The following is a 19,061-nucleotide window of genomic DNA, read 5'->3' as shown; positions in this document are numbered from 1 at the left end:
GGTGCGCGAGTATACCCGATGTTGGGTGTGCTGCGGGCATTATAACAGCTACTTACAGGCGATTTCTCTATGCTAGTAAACATTGCCGCCATATTGATTGGATTCCTAATTCTTATCTGGAGTTCCGATCAATTTGTCGAAGGCGCTGCATCTATCGCAAAAAAGATGGGTGTTTCTCAGATTATTATCGGCATGACCATCGTCTCGATTGGCACCTCTGCACCTGAAATCGTGGTTTCTGTTATCGCTGCGCTCGACGGCGCTGGCAATCTAGCCGTTGGTAACGCACTGGGATCGAACATCGCAAATATTGGCCTCGTCCTTGGCGCAACCTTGCTCGCAGCACCTCTGCTACTGCGAGACAGCTACTTAAAAAACGAAGTACCCATATTGGTGGGCGTCACCTTGCTAGGCGCGCTGTTGCTGAGCGATGGCGTCCTCAACCGTTTGGACGGCGTTATCTTGCTTGCTTGCCTGGTCGCCATTCTCGCCAAAATGATTCGTGACGAAAGCCGCGACCACGTTCTGCAAGAGCAGGCCGAAGAGGAACACATAGCAGAACTCGGCGCCTCCTACCCCTGGCTTCGATTTGCTGGAGGTGCACTGCTGTTAATAGCCAGCTCGCGTCTGCTCGTGTGGGGTGCGGTCAATGTTGCGCACACATTAGGCATATCAGAATTGATTATCGGACTGACAATTATTGCTATCGGCACTAGCCTACCCGAGTTGGCCGCGTCGATTGTCAGCGCGCGTAAGGGACATGCAGAGATTGCCTTGGGCAATGTACTGGGTTCTAACTTATTTAATTTGCTGGCGGTGCTTCCCATACCCGGCTTAATCGCACCGCTTGCGCTAGACAGCAGCGTCCTGAGCCGCGACTACCCAATCATGACAGCGCTGACGCTGTTACTGGGTGTCGCCATGATTCTCGCGTACCGACGGGTCAAGTCACACGGCACCCCCGCCAGTTTAGGCCGCAAATGGGGAGCGTTTTTGCTAATGTGTTGTCTTTGCTACTACACTCTAATTACTTTGACGATAGGTTAAGCGCTTATAATGACTTTAGACCCGACGGCAGCCCTCACGGCCGCCAAGCGAACATTTCAGATGGAAGCCGAGGCGGTTGCCAACCTCGCTCAAAAACTGGACCAACAATTTCCCAAAGCCTGCGAGCTAATGCTGGCCAGCACAGGCCGAATTATTGTCACAGGCATGGGAAAATCTGGCCACATTGCGCGCAAGATTGCGGCGACCCTGGCAAGCACTGGCACGCCCGCGCATTTCGTGCACCCAGGCGAAGCAAGCCACGGGGACATGGGCATGATCACAGCGCAGGACGTTGTCGTTGCCTTATCCAACAGCGGCACTGCCGTCGAAATACTGACGCTATTACCCTTACTCAAACGTCTTGGGGTACCTCTAATCGCTATGACCGGCAACCCAGACTCAGCGCTTGCTCTGGCGTCTGACGCACACCTAGACACGGGTGTAGAAACCGAGGCTTGCCCACTCGATTTGGCACCAACCTCCAGCACCACGACGGCCTTGGTGATGGGCGACGCGCTCGCCATTGCCCTGCTTGAAGCACGGGGCTTCACGGCCGAGGATTTTGCATTCTCACATCCCGGCGGCAAGCTTGGCCGCAAGCTTTTGCTTAAAGTTGCCGATGTGATGCGTGAAGGCAGCGCGATACCTAGAGTAAACTCCGCCACCAAGCTCATTGATGCGCTGCTAGAAATCAGCCAAAAAGGTTTGGGCATGACCACGGTAATCGATCAAGACGACGTTCTGCTAGGACTTTTCACCGATGGCGACTTGCGCCGCACCCTCGACAAGGGGCTGGATGTGACATCGACTCTCATACGAGAAGTCATGACCACGGGCGCTAAAACTATTGGTGCCAATCATCTTGCCGCTGAGGCTCTGAACATCATGGAACAAAACAAGATCTCAGCGCTGGTTGTCGCCGAGGGCAACTCCGTACGAGGCGTCATTCATTTGATGGATTTACTGCGCGAGGGTATCGCATGACCCCTTTCAAGGACCTACAAGCCTTGGCGCTTGATGTTGATGGCGTGCTAAGTGATGGTCGCTTATATTACGGCAACAACGGTGAAGAGCTCAAAACCTTCAATATCCGCGATGGCCTGGGCATTAAACTCTTGCAACAAGCGGGCATTACCGTTGCCATTATTACCGGCCGCACCTCCAGTATCGTCGCCCGTCGCGCGCAAGAACTGGGCATTGAACATATTATTCAAGGCCGGGAAGATAAACTCTCTGCACTGCATGAACTCTGCGCACAACTTGAATTAAGCACAGAGCACGTTGCTTACATGGGGGATGACTTACCCGACCGCAAAGCGATTATCGCCGCAGGTCTCGGCGCAACCGTGGCCGACGGATCCGAAGATGTAAAGGCCGTCGCTGATTGGTGTAGCACCAAAGCTGGCGGCGCTGGCGCAGTGCGTGATTTAGCCGAGACTTGGCTTAAATCTGTCGGCTTGTGGGACCAACTTGTAGAGCAACAAGCCTAGTGGCTAGCAAGCGCATACAAACCATTGCTCTCTGCGTCGCCGCCGCAATAGCTTGGCAATTCTACGACGACATTGACATGCGTGATGCCCCGTCAGAACGCCCGCGCGATGTGCTGCAAACCTATCTCAAAAACAGCGAGACCGTGCGCTTTGACACGAACGGACAGGCCAAAGACAGTGTCGGAGCAGAAGAAATTCGCTACTTCACGGGGGTCGCGCGAGGAGAACTCACCAAAGCCAGCATATCCAGAACATTAACGATCAGTGAGAGCTGGTCAGCGAGTGCCATGCAAGGCACCGTTTACGAAGATAATCAAACCGTTGAATTGCAGGGCCAGGTTGTTCTCAATCACGACTCGAACGACATTCAACTGACCACCGATCGACTCCGACTCGACTTGGTAAAAGACATTGCGTCCACCGACGCACTTGTTACACTGGCTCACCATGGCGCCACAACCCAATCAGAGGGCCTGACTGCTGACCTAAAACAACAGTCCTTCCACTTTATGCACAAGGTGACTTCTGTTTATGCTCCGCTCGAACCGTAACTTCCTGGGTCTCCTGCTCATCGTGCTCAGCCCATGGGGTTTAGCGCAATCAGCACAGGATCCCATTCGTATCAGCGCCGACGAAGCGACACGATCTGAGCTCGAGGGCATTACACGCTATTTGGGCAACGTCGTTCTCGTGCAGGGCACCATTACGATCACTGCCAGCTCCCTCGAAATTGATCAAGCAAACCCGGAAGAAATCAAAATCATCGCGACAGGCTCACCGGCGACGTTTGTGCAGCCTATGGCAGGCGCAGAGCCTGCTATTGACGCGAAGGCTCAGACAATTCGCTACGAGCAGGACGCGCGCAAGGTCATTCTCGAACAAGATGCTCGCATTCAGCGCGGCGAATCCGTCATTAGCGGGCCTCTTATCGAATATTTTATAGACGAAAAGCGCGTCCAAGCGGGTCAAGATGCCAACCAACCCAAGAGCCGCGTTGAAGTTGTCATTCCACCCTCAGGTAGCACACCCTAATGGCCCTATTAAGAGCGCAACATCTGGCCAAAGCGTATAAAGGACGAAGCGTCGTCAAGGATGTTTCTCTGCAGGTGAACAGCGGCGAAATCGTAGGCCTTTTGGGTCCTAACGGGGCCGGAAAGACAACCTGCTTTTACATGATTGTCGGCATTGTACCTGCCGATGCGGGCTCTATCAGCATCGATGATCACGACCTTACCAAACTCGCGCTACACCAGCGCGCGCAGGTGGGCCTCGGCTACTTACCCCAAGAAGCATCGGTATTCAGACGCTTGAGCGTGCGAGACAATATTTTGGCAATACTGGAAACACGCAAAGAATTGGGCCAGAAAGCCAAAGCATTCTTGTGCGACCAGTTGATCGATGAATTCCGTTTACACGCAGTGCAAGATACCCTAGGGCAAGCGCTGTCGGGCGGCGAACGCCGGCGCGTCGAAATCGCTAGGGCCTTAGCGCTGGAGCCAAAATTCATTCTGCTTGACGAGCCTTTTGCAGGTGTCGACCCTATTTCAGTCAACGACATTAAAGATATCGTGCGCAGCGTAGCCGAACGTAATATTGGTGTGCTCATCACGGATCATAACGTGCGCGAAACGCTAGATCTTTGCAGTTCAGCGTACATCGTTGGCGAAGGTCACATCATCGCCGAAGGTGGTGCCGACGCCATCTTATCCAACCAACGCGTTCGCGATATCTATCTCGGTGAGCACTTCACTTTATAGCCAGCAATAAATCACAGCAAAAACCGCGCCAACACTTGTCGTTAAGGTGCGCATAAGGCTACACTCGTCTTCTACCTCAGTGGATTTTTGGCATGAAGCAGTCGTTACAGCTAAAACTCGGTCAACAGTTAACCATGACCCCGCAGCTGCAGCAGGCCATCAAGTTATTACAGCTCTCTACCCTCGATTTACAGCTCGAAATTCAACAAGCAATAGAGTCCAATCCCCTGCTAGAACTCGAAGAAGAGTTCGCGGACGATGCACAGATACTTGATGCTCGAAGCCGTGAAGGCCCAATGGACAACCTTGAAGATGCGGCTGCAGAAACGCCCAGCGGTAAGGAAGATTGGGATCAATCCATTCCCGATGAACTCCCGGTAGACACTCAATGGGATGATCTACTGCCCTCTTCATCGAGCCCACCACCAGCGACCAATGACGACGATCTGGAGTTCGATTACGCCCAACAAGGTGCGGCTGAGACGACCCTGCAAGAACACCTTTTGTGGCAATTAAACTTAACGCACTTGTCAGACATTGATCGCATGATTGCGGTCACAATTATCGACTACACGGACGATAACGGACGCTTGACGGCCGACCTGGAAGAAATTTACGAGGTCGTTGCCGAAGAAGGTGATATCGACTTCGATGAAGTCGTTGCCGTATTGCACGGTTTACAGCAGTTTGAGCCCACCGGGGTTTTTGCGAAAGACCTGCAGGAATGCCTGCAACTGCAGCTTCGACAACTGCCGGCTGACACCCCGAATCGTGATACCGCGAATCTACTCCTGACCCGTTACATGGCCCAGTTCGGCGCCGGTGATTTCAAGCAAATCATGCGCCGAGCTCGCCTGACAGAAGATGACTTAAAAGCCGCGATCGGTCTGATACAAACGCTCGACCCCAATCCTGGCCACACCTATCATTCGGCATCGACTGAGTACGCAATACCCGACGTATTCGTGAGCAAAAAGCAGGACCGATGGGTGGTTGAGCTCAATCCCGATATTGCACCAAAGCTGCGAATTAATGACACGTATGCCAGCATGATTCAGCGCGCAGACAACAGTGACCAAAACAACTACCTGCGCGACAATTTGCAAGAAGCCCGTTGGTTTTTGAAGAGCCTGCTCAGTCGCAATGAAACCCTGATGAAAGTGGCAACGAAAATTGTCGAACACCAACGAGGCTTTCTAGAGGAAGGCGAAATTGCAATGCGCCCGCTCATCTTGAGCGAAATCGCAGAGCAGGTGGAAATGCATGAATCGACAATCTCACGCGCAACCACCAACAAGTACATGCACACACCGCGCGGCGTGTTTGAGCTAAAGTATTTTTTCTCGAGCCACGTACGCAATGACGATGGCAGCGAGCATTCCTCGACCGCGATCCAAGCGATCATAAAGCGCCTGGTCTCCGAGGAAAGTCCCAAAAAGCCCCTGAGCGACTCAAAAATCGTTACGCTGTTAGAATCAGAAGGTATTACTGTTGCTCGAAGAACCGTCGCCAAATACAGAGATATTTTGCACATCCCACCGTCAAACGAGCGCAAACGCCTTGTTTGAGGTAGTATGAAATTGAGGGCTCGGTCCTCTTGCTATTTGAATAAGGAGTAGTTTATGCAATTGACTGTAAGCGGACATCACGTTGACGTTACCGATGCGCTGCGCAACTATGTCGCCAATAAGTTTGAGCGCCTAGAGCGCCACAGTGATCACATCACCAAGGCCGACGTCACCCTGATCGTCGAAAAAGCGGCACAAAAAGCCGAAGCCTCGATTCACGTAGCGGGTGCTGATTTGTTCGCCGCCTCAGAGGCGGAAGATATGTATGCTGCTATCGACTTATTGGCCGACAAGCTCGATCGGCAAGTCATTAAGCACAAGCAGAAAGCCAGGGGGCACTGATCAGCCAATGTCTGGCATACTCACCCGTTTATTATCCACTCATCGACTGGACACCCAACTTGAGGTGTCCAGCAAAAAACGCTTGTTTGAAGAAATCGCTGAGCGAATTCAGCACGATTACCCCGAGATTACCGCGCGATCAACATTCAATCGCCTACTCGCCCGGGAAAAACTCGGTAGTACCGGATTAGGACAGGGCATCGCTATTCCTCATGCGCGCCTAGAGGGTGCACCTGAGATCATTGGTGTATTCTTCACCCTAAGCCAAGGCATCGAGTTCGATGCACCCGATGATCAAAATGTCGACTTAGTCTTCGCCTTGTTAGTCCCCGAGAACGAGGAACAAGAGCACTTGACTACACTGGCAACCCTGGCTGGGCTGTTCCAAAACCCCAATTTCTGCCGTGATATTAGAGCGGCTCGCACGGTCGAAGCACTACTCAAAACTCTTGAAACGTGGGAAGCAAACACGTGAACAACTGCCCTTTAGTGATTATTAGCGGTCGCTCAGGCTCGGGCAAAAGTACCGCACTACATCTGCTCGAAGACGAGGGGTTTTACTGCATTGATAACTTACCTTTGGGGCTGTTAGAGCAGCTTCTACAGGAAATCGAAGGCGATCACTTCGCTCACTTCAAAGGTGTCGCGGTATGCATTGACTCGCGTAACGCCTGGACGAAAGTGGGGGACCTTAGCAATATTTTAGCCGCCATCCCCGAGCGCACGCAGGGTAGTGTTTTATATTTAGATGCCCTCGACCCCATACTGATTACCCGCTACAGCGAGACTCGACGCCGCCATCCGCTCACCAATCAGCGCACCACCTTATCAGACGCCATTGCTCAAGAGCGTGAACTGCTAGAACCTGTGCTCGAGGCTGCGTCTATTGTGGTGGACACCAGCGAAATGACCATTTACGAATTGCGTGACACCATTCGTCAACGACTTTTAGGGGCAAAAAAAGGCGAGTTATCCATACTGTTCCAATCGTTTGGTTTTAAAAAAGGTATCCCCTCGGACGCCGATTTGGTCTTTGATGTCCGAATGCTACCCAATCCGCACTGGATTAAAGAACTACGTCTTCTTAACGGTACCGACCAAGGTGTTGTCGATTTTTTAAGCCAGCAGGAACCAACACAATATCTATTCGATGACATCTGTTCCTTCGTCGAGCGCTGGCTACCGTCTTATAGTGAGAGCAATCGGAGCTATGTCACGGTGGCTATCGGATGCACCGGTGGCCAACACCGTTCGGTGTACATGGCGCAGCAACTCTTCCAACACTTCAGCGCCAGCCTGTCGAATATTCACGTACGTCACCGCGAATTACTATCGCGCGAGGAATAGGGCCTAGCGATGATCGAAGCACAAATTGAAATCATTAATAAATTGGGCTTACACGCACGAGCGGCAGCGAAGTTCATTGCGTGCACGGGACATTTCGGTTCGACCTGTCGAGTGGGTAAAGACCCCAAGAGCTTGGTGGATGGCAAAAGCATCATGGCCGTTATGATGCTCGCCGCGGCTAAAGGCACCGTTTTGCATGTCCGCATCGAAGGGAAAGATGAAGCAGAAGCGTGGGAAGCCCTCAAAACACTCATTAACAACCGCTTTGATGAAGGCGAGTAATTCCCTCTACTCGCGCTACAATTTCCTCAGTGAGGTTTTGCTAAATCTGGTATCCTAGTCCGCAGTAGATAGGAACGCCAAACATGAGCTCAAAACTCACCTCCATTGCCCACGATAAGCTCGAGTCGTTACTGAACTCGCGCGACAGTGCGCGCATTGCCGACGTGAGTAGCATGCTCAATGACATGCCGCCCGCAGATGTTGCCCACCTGATCGAATCGTCGACACCGAAACTTCGACACATCCTGTGGCAACTCGTCGACACCGAGATTGAAGGGGAGGTCATCGGCGAACTCAGCGAGGAACTGCAGAGTTTATTCCTCGCCGAGATGGATGCCGCCGAGGTTGCGGTGATGACCGAGGGAATGGCGGACGATGACATCGCCGATATTCTGCAGCAATTACCCGGCGCCGTCACCCAAGAAGTGTTGGCGTCAATGGACCAGCAAGATCGAGCGCGTATCGAGCGGGTCTTGACCTATTCAGAGGATACTGCCGGTGGTTTGATGACCACCGATGCTATTACTATTCGTGCGCGCGTCACAATGGATGTGGTCCTGCGTTACCTGCGGCGCCATTCCGAAATCCCGTCTATGACCGACAGTCTGATCGTGGTGAATAGCCAAGATCAATACATCGGTTTGCTGCCTTTGCGCACCCTATTGGTGTCTGATCCGTCGGCATCGGTTCGCGAAATGATGATTACCGACATCGATCCTATCCCCGCCAACATGCCCGATACTGAAGTGGCTCGCTTATTCGAGCGCAACGACTGGGTATCGGCGCCGGTGGTCGATGAAAACCGCAAACTTTTGGGCCGCATCACAATCGACGACGTCGTCGACGTCATCCGTGAAGACGCCGACCATTCGTTTATGTCGATGGCGGGTCTAGACGAAGAACAAGACACCTTCGCACCGATTCTTCGCACCACTCCGCGACGAGCTTTGTGGCTAGGCATTAATTTATTAACGGCCTTTGTCGCCGCGAGTGTGATTAATTTATTCCAAGAAACCATCGAAAAGGTCGTCGCTCTCGCGGTGCTTATGCCCATCGTCGCCTCCATGGGTGGCATCGCCGGCACTCAAACCCTAACGGTTTTGGTTCGTGGTATCGCGGTGGGGCAGATTTCTCGCAGCAACCAAGGCTGGCTGATCAATCGAGAATTAGCTGTCGGCGTGATTAATGGTTTTCTCTGGGCCGCAGTCGTTGGAGTTGCAGCCTCTTTGTGGTTCAACGACTGGACTTTATCCTTGGTCATCGCCATCGCATTGATCATTAATCTAATCACGGCCGCGCTGACGGGGGCAACACTGCCTTTATTTTTAAACCGCATTGGTATCGATCCTGCGCTCGCCGGCGGCGTTATTCTGACGACCGTTACTGACGTTGTGGGTTTTTTGTCATTTCTAGGATTAGCGACACTATTTTATGCAAGATGAAGAGTGGGATGACTGGGATGACCTGCCCCCCAGTAAAAGCGCCGTCAAACGCCAACTGGCCGAGCTTACGGACCTAGCAAGAGTGCTGGTTGAACTGCCACAAAAACGTCTTGATCAAATTCCCATCGACGACGAAACCTTGCAAGAGGGTATCGAACTCGCGCGGCGAATTACCGCGAATAGCGGTCGCAAACGACAAATTCAATTCTTGGGCAAGCGCTTAAGAAGCCTCGATACCACCGCAATTGTGGCAGCGCTAAATCGTGAGCACGAAACGGATAAAGAAGCTGCTCACAAGCATCACACGGCTGAGCGTTGGCGAGACCAAATCATGGCTGATGGCATGAATGCGATTAACGCATTTGTCGGCGAATTCCAACAAGCCGAGCGCAGTCAGCTGCGCGGCTTGTGGCAACAGGCACAAAAAGAGCGAAGTAAAGGGGCGCCACCGGCTTCCTATCGAAAATTGTATAAAGCTATTTTCTCAGCACTTGACGCGTAGAACTCCCTGCAGCGTCCACGTAAGAGTCCTTGCGGGACACCTTAATTCGGCGACACGCCCTGCTCTGATACCGACGGTTCAGTCTGGTCAGCGCTCGGCTGATCCCCTGCTGCGCTGGGCCCTCCCAAGACATCGGGCTCATCTAAAACATCTTGATCCGTTTGAATCTGAGCGGGCTCTTCCGAGCCACCTTGCTCAGCGCCCGCTTTTGGCTTAGGTAGCTTAGTATCGAATAACTTATCGAAGGCGAGTTCAGGTTCTTGCCACGTACCCTTCACCGAATAAACAGCGCTCGAAAATTTATCGACCTGCTTCTCAAAAATTTTGCTAATGACATACACACCGGCGGCAGCGGGAAGCCCTCCAGTCAGTGCCGCCAACCACGGCAGATTGCTGGCCACGGGCAAGGTCGCAATCAAACGACCATCCAAACTTTCATCCAGTAAGTTAGCCTGCCCAGAAAACTGAAAACGACTCGCGCTACCCTCCATGTTCATCTTATCGATATTAATCAAACCCAGGTCGGCACTGGCATCGATCGCAAGCTGATCAAACGGCACCCCCGACTCAAACAGCTGAGTCAAACTCAAACGACTCACAATATCAGCAAAATTCAATATCGTGATCACCTTCAAAGCGCCCTGAGCACCCGCTGACGCTTTCAAGAATTTGCCGTCTTTCAGACGAATTTTGAGCCGCCCGTCGGTACCAGCAAAACCGAACTGCTCTGGACCACCTGGCCACTCCAAATCGAAATCAGCGCGGCCTGACTGGGTCTTTAGCACACTTTCATAACCAAACGCCTCAAACACCTCACCTAAATTATCAACCAGGACACCACCCGAGACGCGCGAAGTCATCACGCCTTGCTTGGGCCATATCAAGGTAATCGGCTGTTCAGGATCGGCCCGGAGTTTACGCCACTCGCCGTTCATCACCATTAGCGTGTAGTCCTCGTCACTCTGAGACAAGCGCAGTTCACCGTGCCCTAAAACCTGCTCACCTTCACGGACTTGATCAAGACTGACGTGAAGCTCGGGCAAGTCAGACCAGCCTTGGCTAGACTCTGCCTGATCCACCCAGAGGTCAGCGAGCGCCTGCAAATCCACATCGATTAGGTGTAGGCGCCAATGATCCTCTTGCGTCTTGCTACTCAACTCTCCGCTCAACCACTGGGTTTGCCAGCCAACAAACCAGTCCGAGGCTTGTCGCTCCGCCATTAATACCACGGAATCGAGTTCACGCTGCATAAAGCGCAAGCGCTCTACCCGCAGATCTTGGACTAGGTAATGCGCCTGCGATGCCTCGTCAGACTCGGGTAAAACGGCCCGCCAAGCGTCGAGATCAAGCCGCGGTAAGGCGCCGGTAAGACTTGATAAACCGGCCTCCAGCGGGAGCGGCGATCGACCAAGACCGACAGCAAACCCAGTTTGATCAGGCGCAAACTGAGCATCAAGGGTCATCGCTTGTCCTAGCAGTAGAGCACCGTGCAATGCTGGGTCGCGAAGATCCAGATCGAACCGCATCGCCAGGCTTGCAGCGGCTGGCTTTGCCAAAGGCTCGGGTAGATCTATCTGCAGCCCCTTTAAATCACTCGTCAACTGTAACGCGGCTTGCTCAGGGGCCAACACCAAAATGCCATCAACCGTGCTCTCGCCGAGTAAGTGACCTTGAATACCAAGATTCATAAACGTTTCCAGCGAGGGGCCGTGCAGCGCGCTGGAGAACTCAATATGTGTTGTTTGGACCTCACCTACCTGCGTCGCAACACGAGCTTGTAAAGACTGCCCCCAAACATTACCCGTTAAGGTTTCGGCAGAAAATCCGTCTTCGGTGCTGTAAGCCAGCTCACCGTGTATATTGCGAAGCGTCAGACCAGGCGCCGGGGTCAGGCCAACATCGTTTAAGTTCAAACTAAGACTCACCTCCGGACGAACCACACCTACCAAAGGAGTATCGATGGTTAACCGGCCCGCTATCTCGCCCTGAACGTCCCAACTACCACTCGCCTGCGGGACATAAATCGCCAGCGGTGACTCTCGCAGATCGGCTAGAGCAGCACCGAGTTGTCCCCGGATCGAGCCATCGATACTCAAGTGTGGTTGCCGCTCGAGATCAAGCCACACTTCTGCACCTACCGAGCTCGCCCTGACACCGGGCAAGCCACCTTGCTCTAACCAAACGCCCGTTTGCTCATCATCCATAATCAGCACAGCCGAGTCGATAGTCAGTGCAGGCCACTCGGGTAAAAACGTTAATTCCGTGGCTTGGATACGACCTATCAAGCCGATGCTACGAGCATCTCGTTCTTCTTTCAGGAGCGAGCCGCGATAGAAAAACCCAAGATCACTGGCGGTCGCGTCTCCAATCGCGGTATCCAGCCAGCGTTGCAAATTCTCTGGAATGGTAGCGGGAATAACAGTGTTGCGAGCGGCAGCATTACCCTCACTTACGCCCAAATAAAGCTCCATTTCGGGTGCAACAATCCCCTGTTGAAACGGCAGTTTCAGCGCCAGCTTACCGTGCGTATCGCCCACCGCTGCCAAGCCATGAATGTTGTCCGCCCGAAGGTGTAAAACCTCAGCATCCCAAGAGGCGTATAACTCAGCGGTCGCATTCGCTATTTCTAGGGGCTTGGCGTAAACGGTAGGCAACGCTAACTCGAGCACAGGGGTGTTGAGTTGAAACATTGCTTTATTATCTCGTAACCACATGTCACCGGTAATACCGGCACCTCCCGCTCGTTTATCGGAGGCTTCAATACTCACACCGTCTAATTTGAGATGCGCGCGCAGCTTGTTTTGACCCTGGTGCCACAGCATTCGAGGTTGTAGGACGCGTCCTTGAGGCTCGAGCTCTTCCAAGGTCTTAGCGAGAATGCTGTCTTTAGCCGCCTCTCGAAACAGACGACTCAGCTGCTGAACATCCAGAGTCTCGCTGTTTAACAGTAGGGCACCATCTCGCCAGTAGGCTCTCATGTCCGGCAAAACTAAAGGCTCAGACTGAGTCTCTAGCTTCAGATTAAACAGCCGTGCAGCCGCATGCTTAAAATCGGTATCGACCCTGAGCTCACCTGAGAGCTGAGCATCAGCGCTTTGGTTGCGCAAATTGAGCCCAGAAAAGGACCAATTCCCACCCAAGCGCCAATCGTTCACTTGTGCCTGCAAATACGCCGTAAGAGCAAACCCAGCGCTTTGCTGTGCCGCTATGGGCGCACTGCCCGACAAAATTTCCAGGGGCTCCTGGGTCATCACCAGCGAGGCGAAGCCACTACCGTTAAATTCCTCTGGTCGTAGTGGGTTACCAAGGCCTTGGGCGAGTAACTGAAAATCGGTTCCGGTACTGTCGCCGATAGTTACCTTTAGCTGACGCTCACTGCCATCTCTCCAGTAATCGAAGTCCAAGAGAGCCTCATAGACTTTATCCTCACGGTTGACCCCCAAACGCGCGGCACTAATATCAAGGCGCCGAATCTTATCCATCAGCACTTCCAGAACCCGGGTCAAAAACTGTAAGGACTGTGTGGACCGTGGCGCACTGCTCGCCGCCTCGTCGTTAAGATCGACTTGGTATTCCACCTGCAGTCCCTTGATCGCCAAACTCGACACACTCGGCATCCAAAGCCGCAGAGACGCTAAAATATCGACGCTGAGTTCTGCTGCTTCAAATTCAACACGAGTCCCAGCGATGGCGCCAGAGTCACCGTAAAGAATCACCTCATTTAATATAAGCGTCGGAGCAAACGACTCCCATCGCAGCGCAATTCGCTCAGCTTCGAGTCGGCCAGGGATAGCGTGGTTGATACGATCAATGATGGGTTCGCGATACCGATCAACATGGTTAGATAACAAACGGCCAAAACTGACATACACCGCTAGCAGCACAATGCTGAAAACAATAATCCGCCACAGCAAACTGCTCAAGCGATCATAAAAATGCGGTGTATTGGAAGACATGGGCTGAATTCTACACCCTAATCAACACTCCGGGATAATGACAAATTCACTCCCGAGGCCACCAAAAGTTCGCTTAAGATCTGCAGGGGTAGACCGATGACGTTGCTCACTGATCCCTCGATCGATTCCACCAGTACATCGCCGACACCCTGCAAGGCATAAGCGCCGGCTTTATCACTCGGTTCACCCGTGGCGATGTATGCCTTTAACAAATCGTCGCTCACATTGGCAAAGCGTACGCGCGTACTCACGACCTTAAGGGCCCGGCGCATTGAAGTATAGACGGCCAACCCGGTTAATACCCGGTGTTCTCGCCCCCTCAAACTCGAAAGCATCGCAAAAGCCTCCTGCTCTGACTCGGGCTTTTGCAACATGAGGTCATCAAGCACAACGGTAGTATCAGCGGCGATAATGCAACTGCCAGCGTACAACTCCTGTACCTTTGTTGCCTTTTCGTGAGCTAAGCGCTGAACGTATTGCTCAGGAGATTCGTGCGCGAGCGGCGATTCGTCAACGTCCGCAGGACGAACCTGAAAGTCCATCACAATGCGCGCCAGCAGCTCACGACGACGCGGCGACTGAGACGCTAAAATCACCATTCTGTTAGGCCATGATAGCGCCTGAAATAACGCAAAATTTGCATCACCACGGGCCAGACTAGGGCGCTACACAAGGCCGTTAACAGAGGGGGAGTCACTGCAACAGCTTGAGTCTCGAACGACGCCAGCCAGACGTCAATAAAGCGCGCGACACCGGCAAGCATGAACACCAAAGCTATCTGAGACAAAACGTCCATTTTACGAAAACGCAAGCAGATCAGCTGCCCAAACAGACACACCAAAGTCATAATCAAAGCGTAATGACCCAAGGGGCTTGCACTCAGTACGTCAACGGCAAATCCCGTTAACAAAGCATAAGTCAATCCAACCCTGGCAGGCAGTGCGACGACCCAGTAAAACAGCACCAAGGCCACCCAATCAATCAGCAGGGGCAGGCCCGACACCTCGGTCGTCCAAATACTGAGTAACATCGCAATCACCAAGGTGAAAAGTACCACCAGTGAATCACGTATCACGGTGCGAGAGCTCTTGAACCGAGATTAATGTCAGAGGCCAAAGTACCTTCTGGAAACAACAACAACCCGTGCCGGGTTCGACTGAGCTGAGCCAAAGGCTCTGCCCAAACGGTCGCAAATCGATCGCCATCGGTACGCTCTACCGCGACGACTTTGGCCACTGGGTAACCCATGGGGAAACGCCCACCCAAACCCGAGGTGACAAGCTGGTCGCCTATTTCTATATCGGTAGTCGTCGATAAATACTCGATGCGTAAACGATGGAGGTCACCGGTGCCCTCAGCAATCGCGCGCACCGAATTGCGAATGATTTGGACAGGTACCGAATGACTCGCGTCACTGATCAACATAACCTGGGCGGTATCACTGGCGACTTCAAGAACTTGGCCCAGCAGGCCATCAGAGTCAATGAGTGGCTGCCCCGGATAAACCCGATCATTACTGCCGTGATCGATCGCTATGATTTGTCGGTTTGGGTTGGGTGACACGCCAATAATTTCTGTCGCCAAGACATCATTACGCTCGCGCGGCCCTGCATTCATGAGAGCTCGTAAGCGTGAGTTCTCTGCACGCAACGCCACCATTTGCTGCAGCTTGGCCTGCAGCACTAGATTTTCGCGCTCGAGTTGATCAACGCGATTATACAGGGCATCTTCAGAACGACTGGCCTCTGACAACGCCTGCCATATATTGCCTGGAACGGCTGCCACGTCGAAAATGAAGTCCGTAGCATCAAGCCCAGCGCGGCGGACAGGATCAAGTACGTCCGTTTGACGATCTGCCACCCAAACCACAAGGAGCAGGGCCGTTAGAAGACCCGCGCGTAATCCCAGTCGTGACTTTTTGATGAATAGCGGTTTGATGCGTCTCTCCCTTAACCTGCGTGGTCAGTGCACGCAGCTTTACTCGCTAGACAACAACTCCAAGGTGTGCCGATCCATACGTTCCATCGCAATACCGCCACCGCGCGCCACACACGTCAAGGGATCATCCGAGATCACCACGGGCAGGCCAGTTTCGGAGGAAATCAGCTTATCCAAATCACGCAACAAAGCGCCACCCCCGGTCAATACCACGCCCGATTCCGCGATATCGCCCGCGAGTTCTGGAGGCGACTGTTCAAGCGCCGACTTAACGCCTTGAATAATAAGCTGCAGTGGGTCCGACAGAGCTTCTAGGATCTCGTCACTCGTCAGGGTAAAGCTTCGAGGCACGCCCTCTGCCAAGTTACGGCCTCGCACGTCGATCTCACGCATCTCGCCGCCTGGGAAGGCACAACCAATTTCTTGCTTAATCCGCTCTGCGGTCGCCTCGCCAATCAAGCTGCCATAGCGACGTCGAACATGAGCAATGATCGCTTCGTCAAAGCGATCGCCGCCCACGCGCACAGAATCGCTGTAAACCACGCCGTTGAGCGAAATAATCGCGATTTCGGTGGTGCCGCCACCGATATCGACCACCATACAGCCTGTGGCCTCCTCGACATTCAAGCCCGCCCCAAGCGCGGCCGCCATCGGTTCTTCAATTAGACGAACATCACGAGCGCCTGCACTCAGGGCACTTTCACGAATCGCACGACGCTCGACTTGCGTTGACATACAGGGTACGCAGACAAGTACTCGGGGGCTCGGGCGAATAAAGCGTGTTTCGTGAACTTTCGCAATAAAGTGCTGCAACATCTTTTCGGTGACCTGAAAATCTGCGATGACACCATCTTTTAATGGACGTATGGCCGTGATGTTGCCCGGCGTCCTGCCTAGCATACGCTTGGCCTCGGTACCTACCGCTTCGATCGACTTCTGGCCATTGTGAATACGAATAGCCACTACCGATGGCTCGTTCAACACGATTCCCTGGTCTTTTACGTATATGAGGGTATTTGCAGTACCCAAGTCGATCGATAGATCGTTAGAGAACATACCGCGCAGTCGTTTGAACATGTTGTTTTCGTTTCCCTAGTGTTGGGTTGAAATGGCCGGCGAGGCGACGAATTTGGATCGAGTATCGCGGCTCAAAAACACCACAAATTGCGCTCATTTCGGCTTGGAAGCTCAATTATCCTCTCTTTCGACAACTCTATCAATGCCCGCGATTTTGGGCAAGGACAGCGTTGTGATAAACTCGCCCGCCTGCGAAAAGAGAGAGTCCATATGTCCGTCACAACCAGTCAACTCAGCGAGGTGGCAACACTCGCTCGTTTGCAACTTGAGGCCGAGCAAGCCGAGCCGGTGACCCACGCAATCAACCAGATTTTAGGCCTGGTCGACCAATTACAGGCACTAGATTTACAAGGCGTAGCGCCCATGGCGCACCCCCGCGACGAAATCCAACGTCTGCGAGTGGATGCAGTGACAGAAACCAACCAACGTGAAGCCTTCCAAGCGATTGCACCCGCTGCTGAAGAAGGCCTCTACGTCGTACCTCCGGTGATTGAATAATGACTGCCAGCATCCGATCCCTCGCGACTGAGTTACGCCAAGGTAAACGTTCTGCTGTGGAGCTCACCCAAGACTACCTGCAGCGCATTGAACAACTTGATGACCAATTGAATAGCTACATTACAGTTGCATCTGAGCGCGCACTGGCGCAGGCGCAAGCTGCCGATGAGCGTTTGCGCAAGGGCGACGCTTCCCTACTGTGCGGTATTCCCATCGCCCACAAAGATTTATTTTGTACCCGCAATTTAGCCACCACCTGTGCATCGAGAATGCTGGCCAATTTTGTTCCGCCCTACGACGCGACAGTAGTCGAACGAATCGACACCGCAGGCGCAGTGACCTTGGGCAAAACCAATCTCGACGAATTTGCCATGGGCTCGTCTAACGAGAACAGCTTTTTTGGCGCGGCCAAAAACCCCTGGGATCTAAACTGTGTACCCGGGGGGTCGTCGGGCGGCTCCGCAGCGGCGGTCGCCGCTGAATTATGTGTGGCAGCCACGGGCACTGATACTGGGGGGTCGATTCGACAGCCCGCAGCGTTTTGCGGTATCACTGGCTTAAAACCTACCTATGGGCGGGTGTCGCGCTTAGGTATGGTGGCTTATGCCTCATCGCTAGATCAAGGTGGCGTGATGGCTAAAAGCGCCGACGATTGCGCGATTTTACTCGAGGCCATGGCGGGCTTTGACCTTAAAGATTCCACCTCAAGTGAACACCCGACCGCGCATTACTCTGAACAATTAAGCACGTCGATCGCAGGTTTGCGCATCGGCATTCCACGCCAATATTTTAATGAGCAACTCGACGCCAAAATGGCGGGAATCTTGCAACAATCTTTACGTGAGCTTGAAAAGCTTGGGGCTCAGCTCATTGACATCGACCTGCAGCAGACAAGCCTTGCGATTCCCGCTTACTACATCCTCGCGCCGGCGGAGGCGTCGACCAACCTCTCTCGCTACGACGGCGTTCGCTATGGCTATCGTTGCGACAACCCAAGGGACCTTCAAGACCTATATGTGCGCAGTCGCAGTGAAGGCTTTGGTAAAGAAGTTCAACGCCGTATTTTAGTCGGCACCTACTCACTGTCCAGCGGTTACTACGACGCCTATTACGGACAAGCACAACGCGCGCGACGCCTCATCGCTGAGGATTTTGCTAGGGCTTTTACCCAAGTCGATATCATTGCTAGCCCCACAACCCCCGGCCCAGCATTTGGCTTAAATAGCAAAACCCAAGATCCCGTGGCCATGTATTTGGAAGACATCTACACCTTGGCGGTTAATCTTGCAGGCCTACCTGGCTTATCAATGCCCGCGGGATTTTACGATCATCGTCCTGTTGGACTGCAGTTAATTGGTAATCATTTTGATGAGTCAACCCTACTGCGAACGGCGCATCAGTACCAACAAAACACCGACTGGCATACTCGTCGCCCCGGTTTAATTGCAGGAGGTGAGTCATGAGTTGGGAAGTCGTTATCGGGCTGGAGGTGCACCTGCAGCTTGCCACCCAATCCAAAATATTTTCCGGAAGCTCGACCCGCTTTGGGGCCGAACCCAACACTCAAGCCAGCGCGGTTGATTTAGCCATGCCCGGCATGCTCCCAGTGCTCAATGAGCAAGCGGTGCGTTACGCCGTACTTTTCGGATTGGGTATCGGCGCCGACATTGGGCAACGGTCGGTCTTTGATCGCAAAAACTACTTCTACCCTGACTTACCCAAAGGGTACCAAATAAGTCAGTTTGAACAGCCCATCGTTGGCAAGGGAGCCTTTACAGTCACTTTATCTGACGGCACCACCAAGACAATAGGTAT

The 19,061-nt window shown here is 53.1% G+C and carries 20 protein-coding genes and 1 pseudogene; 16 read left to right on the top strand and 5 right to left on the bottom strand.

Translation table 11 applies throughout. The annotated features are described in order from the left end of the window. Positions 1 to 69: 69 nt before the first annotated feature. From ACTF5Z_RS02040 to yjgA, 13 genes are all read left to right on the top strand, one after another. Positions 70 to 1,047 (top strand): calcium/sodium antiporter, encoded by a 978-nt coding sequence (locus tag ACTF5Z_RS02040; protein WP_438984309.1) that lies wholly within the window; start codon positions 70 to 72, stop codon positions 1,045 to 1,047. A gap of 9 nt (positions 1,048 to 1,056) precedes the next feature. Beyond that, entirely contained in the window at positions 1,057 to 2,031 is a 975-nt protein-coding gene (locus ACTF5Z_RS02035) for a KpsF/GutQ family sugar-phosphate isomerase (protein WP_423849167.1), read from the top strand. After that, positions 2,028 to 2,537 carry a KdsC family phosphatase gene (locus ACTF5Z_RS02030; RefSeq protein WP_438984308.1) on the top strand — a complete coding sequence of 170 codons (510 nt, stop codon included), beginning with the start codon at positions 2,028 to 2,030 and terminating at the stop codon, positions 2,535 to 2,537. The genes ACTF5Z_RS02035 and ACTF5Z_RS02030 overlap by 4 nt, the downstream gene beginning before the upstream one ends. Before the next feature lie 77 nt (positions 2,538 to 2,614). Continuing rightward, positions 2,615 to 3,088 (top strand): LPS export ABC transporter periplasmic protein LptC, encoded by a 474-nt coding sequence (gene lptC / locus ACTF5Z_RS02025; RefSeq protein ID WP_438984307.1) that lies wholly within the window; start codon positions 2,615 to 2,617, stop codon positions 3,086 to 3,088. Further along, entirely contained in the window at positions 3,069 to 3,569 is a 501-nt protein-coding gene (gene lptA, locus ACTF5Z_RS02020; protein ID WP_423849164.1) for a lipopolysaccharide transport periplasmic protein LptA, read from the top strand. The genes lptC and lptA overlap by 20 nt, the downstream gene beginning before the upstream one ends. After that, on the top strand, positions 3,569 to 4,294 hold the full coding sequence (gene lptB / locus ACTF5Z_RS02015; protein WP_438984306.1) for an LPS export ABC transporter ATP-binding protein: 726 nt from the start codon (positions 3,569 to 3,571) through the stop codon (positions 4,292 to 4,294). Before lptA ends, lptB begins: the two co-directional genes overlap by 1 nt. Positions 4,295 to 4,386: 92 nt before the next feature. Continuing rightward, positions 4,387 to 5,862: an RNA polymerase factor sigma-54 gene (locus tag ACTF5Z_RS02010; RefSeq protein WP_438984305.1), complete on the top strand. Its 1,476-nt coding sequence runs from the start codon at positions 4,387 to 4,389 to the stop codon at positions 5,860 to 5,862. 54 nt (positions 5,863 to 5,916) lie between these two features. Beyond that, complete coding sequence (hpf, locus tag ACTF5Z_RS02005) at positions 5,917 to 6,204, top strand: ribosome hibernation-promoting factor, HPF/YfiA family (RefSeq protein ID WP_423849161.1); 288 nt, start codon at positions 5,917 to 5,919, stop codon at positions 6,202 to 6,204. A 7-nt stretch (positions 6,205 to 6,211) separates the two neighbouring features. After that, entirely contained in the window at positions 6,212 to 6,679 is a 468-nt protein-coding gene (locus tag ACTF5Z_RS02000) for a PTS sugar transporter subunit IIA (protein ID WP_423849160.1), read from the top strand. After that, entirely contained in the window at positions 6,676 to 7,551 is an 876-nt protein-coding gene (gene rapZ, locus ACTF5Z_RS01995; RefSeq protein WP_438984304.1) for an RNase adapter RapZ, read from the top strand. The genes ACTF5Z_RS02000 and rapZ overlap by 4 nt, the downstream gene beginning before the upstream one ends. Positions 7,552 to 7,560: 9 nt before the next feature. Then, positions 7,561 to 7,833, top strand: coding sequence for an HPr family phosphocarrier protein (locus ACTF5Z_RS01990; RefSeq protein WP_423849158.1), 273 nt, complete (start codon positions 7,561 to 7,563; stop codon positions 7,831 to 7,833). An 83-nt stretch (positions 7,834 to 7,916) separates the two neighbouring features. Then, positions 7,917 to 9,275: a magnesium transporter gene (gene mgtE, locus ACTF5Z_RS01985; protein WP_438984303.1), complete on the top strand. Its 1,359-nt coding sequence runs from the start codon at positions 7,917 to 7,919 to the stop codon at positions 9,273 to 9,275. After that, entirely contained in the window at positions 9,265 to 9,777 is a 513-nt protein-coding gene (yjgA, locus tag ACTF5Z_RS01980; protein ID WP_438984302.1) for a ribosome biogenesis factor YjgA, read from the top strand. The genes mgtE and yjgA overlap by 11 nt, the downstream gene beginning before the upstream one ends. A 41-nt stretch (positions 9,778 to 9,818) precedes the next feature. Here the strand turns inward: yjgA and ACTF5Z_RS01975 are convergent, their stop codons facing one another. The 5 genes from ACTF5Z_RS01975 to ACTF5Z_RS01955 are packed head-to-tail and all read right to left on the bottom strand — an operon-like array spanning position 9,819 to position 16,748. After that, a complete protein-coding gene (locus ACTF5Z_RS01975; RefSeq protein ID WP_438984301.1) occupies positions 9,819 to 13,733 on the bottom strand; it encodes a YhdP family phospholipid transporter in 3,915 nt (1,304 codons plus the stop codon). 17 nt (positions 13,734 to 13,750) lie between these two features. Next, the gene (locus ACTF5Z_RS01970; protein WP_438984300.1) at positions 13,751 to 14,332 is read right to left on the bottom strand and encodes a Maf family protein; all 582 of its coding nucleotides are present in this window, start codon (positions 14,330 to 14,332) and stop codon (positions 13,751 to 13,753) included. Further along, positions 14,326 to 14,790, bottom strand: a complete 465-nt coding sequence (gene mreD, locus ACTF5Z_RS01965) for a rod shape-determining protein MreD (RefSeq protein ID WP_423854814.1) — start codon at positions 14,788 to 14,790, stop codon at positions 14,326 to 14,328. The genes ACTF5Z_RS01970 and mreD overlap by 7 nt, the downstream gene beginning before the upstream one ends. A gap of 14 nt (positions 14,791 to 14,804) precedes the next feature. Then, positions 14,805 to 15,656, bottom strand: a complete 852-nt coding sequence (gene mreC / locus ACTF5Z_RS01960; protein ID WP_438984335.1) for a rod shape-determining protein MreC — start codon at positions 15,654 to 15,656, stop codon at positions 14,805 to 14,807. A gap of 54 nt (positions 15,657 to 15,710) precedes the next feature. Continuing rightward, the gene (locus tag ACTF5Z_RS01955) at positions 15,711 to 16,748 is read right to left on the bottom strand and encodes a rod shape-determining protein (protein ID WP_423850393.1); all 1,038 of its coding nucleotides are present in this window, start codon (positions 16,746 to 16,748) and stop codon (positions 15,711 to 15,713) included. Positions 16,749 to 16,958: 210 nt separating this feature from the next. Between ACTF5Z_RS01955 and gatC the strand changes: the two genes are divergently transcribed. The 3 genes and pseudogenes from gatC to gatB form a co-directional block, all read left to right on the top strand. Next, positions 16,959 to 17,246 (top strand): Asp-tRNA(Asn)/Glu-tRNA(Gln) amidotransferase subunit GatC, encoded by a 288-nt coding sequence (gene gatC, locus ACTF5Z_RS01950; RefSeq protein ID WP_438984299.1) that lies wholly within the window; start codon positions 16,959 to 16,961, stop codon positions 17,244 to 17,246. Then, positions 17,246 to 18,709, top strand: a complete 1,464-nt coding sequence (gatA, locus tag ACTF5Z_RS01945; protein ID WP_438984298.1) for an Asp-tRNA(Asn)/Glu-tRNA(Gln) amidotransferase subunit GatA — start codon at positions 17,246 to 17,248, stop codon at positions 18,707 to 18,709. Before gatC ends, gatA begins: the two co-directional genes overlap by 1 nt. Further along, positions 18,706 to 19,061 (top strand): annotated as a pseudogene (gene gatB, locus ACTF5Z_RS01940) (Asp-tRNA(Asn)/Glu-tRNA(Gln) amidotransferase subunit GatB); the annotation flags it as partial. The gene gatA and the pseudogene gatB, both read left to right, overlap by 4 nt.

Source organism: Aequoribacter sp. (assembly GCF_965659035.1).
Lineage (GTDB): Bacteria > Pseudomonadota > Gammaproteobacteria > Pseudomonadales > Halieaceae > Aequoribacter.
This window is presented reverse-complemented; position numbering and strand designations above follow the sequence as displayed.